Genomic DNA, 3,216 nt, shown 5'->3' on the forward strand with positions numbered 1-3,216 from the left:
GGTCTTCGCGAGACGCGTGAGCGTCTCGCGAAGCGCCTCGTCCTTCACGTCGCCGGCCAGCGCCATCAGGGCGGCCGCACCGGTGCGTGAGGGGTGCCGCGCCGGTCCGGCGGACTCTTCCGGGGCTTCTTCCTTCGCGTGTTGCGGGAGCACCCGGCACTCGATCGCGTAGATCGGAAGGCCGTCGTTCGACAACGCCACCCGGAGGCGGGTCGAGAGGTTGCGGATGCGGTTCGCCTGCGCCGCGCTCTGCGTCAGGAGAATGAGCGTCCCGTTCTCCACCCGGGCGTGCCCCTCGGTGAAGTCGAGGCTCATCCCGAAGGGGCGCAGGATCGGGGCGACGATTTTCCCCGCCCGGCGGGCGAGGTCGTACGAAAGAAAGAGCGGGGCCGCGCCGCCGCGGCCCTCTTCCGCCACGCGCTCGAGCGTGCGGAAGCCCTTTTTGCGGCGGCGGGAGAAGTCGTGGGGAGAGCTCATGGATGAAAAATCCCTTCGGCGGACGTGTCCTGTTACGGTTTCCGGGCTTCGTCAAGAAGAGGTGTGAAAGCCTCGGCCGTGGCGCCTGCGGCCTTGTGCGATAATCTCGAGGTTTCCCTCGCTCCGCACGGCGCAGTCGACCCGAAAACGGGGGTAGTGTAGCCGAGGCGACGCAGCGCCCATGTTGACGGGTTCACGCACGCACCGCACGCACGCGGCGCCGTCGCGCCCCGCCGTGTAAGAGATCAGCATGTTTGATGAAATCCTGACCAAAATCTTCGGCAGTCGCAACGACCGCCTGATCAAGCAGTATCGCCGCAAGTGCGAGGCGATCAACAAGCTCGAGCCCGCCATGAAGGCGCTCTCGGACGAAGCGCTTCAGGCGAAGACGCAGGAGTTCCGCGAGCGCATCGCCAAGGGCGAGACGACGGACGATCTGCTCCCCGAAGCCTTCGCCGTCGTGCGTGAGGCGGCGGTGCGCGTGCTCGGCATGCGCCACTACGACGTGCAGCTGATCGGCGGCATGGTCTTGAACGACGGCAAGATCGCGGAAATGCGCACCGGCGAAGGGAAGACGCTGACCGCCACCTTGGCCGTGTACCTGAACGCCCTTCCCGGCAAGGGCTGCCACGTCGTCACGGTGAACGACTACCTCGCTTCGCGCGACGCGGACTGGATGGGGCGCCTCTACAACTGGCTGGGGCTCTCGGTCGGCAAGATCCTCACGCAGCAGGACAACGAAACAAAGCGTGCGGCCTATGCGGCCGACATCACGTACGGCACGAACAACGAGTTCGGGTTCGACTACCTGCGCGACAACATGGAATACGACGTGCGCCAGCGCCGTCAGCGCGGCCTCTACTACGCGATCGTCGACGAAGTGGACTCGATCCTGATCGACGAAGCGCGCACGCCGCTGATCATCTCGGGGCCGGCGAACGACAACACGGACCTCTACGTCGCGATCAACGAGATCCCGCCGCTCCTCACCCGTCAGGCTGAGGAGAAGGGCGAGGGCGACTACTGGGTGGACGAAAAGGCCCACCAGGTCTACATCTCGGAAGCGGGCCACGAGAAGCTCGAGGCCATTTTGGCCGAGCGCGGTCTCGTCGCCGAAGGCGAAACGCTCTATTCCCCCAAGAACATCATCCTCATGCACCACCTCATGGCGAGCCTGAAGGCGCACACGCTCTTCAAGCGCGACCAGCACTACGTGGTGCAGAACGGCGAAATCGTCATCGTCGACGAATTCACCGGGCGTCTCATGCCCGGCCGCCGCTGGTCTGAAGGCCTCCATCAGGCCGTCGAAGCCAAGGAAGGCGTCAAAATCCAGCAGGAAAACCAGACGATGGCCTCGATCACCTTCCAGAACTACTTCCGCATGTACCAGAAGCTCTCGGGCATGACCGGTACGGCGGATACGGAAGCGTACGAGTTCCAGGACATCTACGGTCTGGAGACCGTCGTGATCCCGACCCACCGCACGATGATCCGCGTCGACGAACAGGACAAGGTCTACCGTACGGTGAAGGAAAAGTACGCGGCGATCATCGAGGACGTGAAGCGCTGCCACGAGAAGAACCAGCCGGTTCTTCTCGGGACCACGTCGATCGAGAATTCCGAAGTGCTCTCGAAGCTCCTCACCGCCGCCGGGATCGAACACAACGTCTTGAACGCCAAGCAGCACGAGCGCGAAGCGCAGATCGTCCTCGAAGCGGGCCGTCCCGGCATGGTGACGATCGCGACCAACATGGCGGGCCGCGGCACCGACATCGTCTTGGGCGGCGGCATCAACAAGGCCGTGGACGCCATCCGCAACGACGAGACGCTCTCGGAAGAAGAACGCGCCGCGAAGATCGAAGCCGTCAAGGCCGAGTGGCAGAAGCTCCACGACGAAGTCGTGGCGGCCGGGGGCCTTCGCATCATCGGGTCGGAACGTCACGAATCCCGACGCATCGACAACCAGCTCCGCGGCCGTTCCGGCCGTCAGGGCGACCCGGGGAGCTCCTGCTTCTACCTCTCGATGGAAGACCAGCTGCTGCGCATCTTCGGGGGCGAGCGCATGCGTGCGATCGCCGACAAGCTGCGCCTGGAAGAAGGCGTCGCGATCGAATCGAAGATGCTCACCCGCATGATCGAGTCGGCCCAGCGCAAGGTCGAAGGCCGCAACTACGACATCCGCAAGCAGCTCCTTGAATTCGACGACGTCCAGAACGACCAGCGTCACGAAATCTACGGGCTCCGCAACGAGATTCTCGAAGCCTCCGACTGCTCGGACCTCTTCAAGAACCTGCGCGAAGGCTACTTCACGGACCTCTTCCGCAGCTACGTGCCGGCGGAAACCGTGGAGGAGCAGTGGGACCTCGACGGCCTCACGGCGAAGCTCCAGAACGACTTCAACATCACGATGCCCTTCCGCGAGATGCTCGATAAGTCGGAAACGACGACGGACGAGGATCTTCTGGAAGCCCTCATCAAGGAAGTGAACGCGCTCTACGAAGCGAAGGAGTCGCTCGTGGGTGCGGAAGCCTTCGGGAACTTTGCGCGCTCGGTGCTGCTCCAAGTTCTCGACCAGCTCTGGCGTCAGCACATCGCGGCGTTGGACGCCCTCCGTCAGGGGATTTACCTTCGCGGCTACGCGCAGAAGCAGCCCAAGCAGGAATACAAGCGCGAAGCCTTCGGGATGTTCGAGCGCCTTTTGGACCAGATCCGCGAAACGCTGGTGTCGGTCCTGATGCA

2 protein-coding genes are annotated in these 3,216 nt (G+C 63.7%); one reads left to right on the plus strand and one right to left on the minus strand.

What is annotated here, in order from left to right:
* A partial coding sequence (locus HMPREF9440_RS11660) for a hypothetical protein (RefSeq protein WP_008542044.1) occupies positions 1-477 on the minus strand: 477 nt, incomplete at its 3' end.
* Between the two features lie 250 nt (positions 478-727).
* Between HMPREF9440_RS11660 and secA the strand changes: the two genes are divergently transcribed.
* The coding region (gene secA / locus HMPREF9440_RS04870) for a preprotein translocase subunit SecA (RefSeq protein ID WP_040763710.1) at positions 728-3,216 on the plus strand (2,489 nt) is incomplete at its 3' end.

This window comes from Sutterella parvirubra YIT 11816 (genome assembly GCF_000250875.1).
In the GTDB taxonomy this organism is placed as follows: Bacteria; Pseudomonadota; Gammaproteobacteria; order Burkholderiales; family Burkholderiaceae_F; genus Sutterella; species Sutterella parvirubra.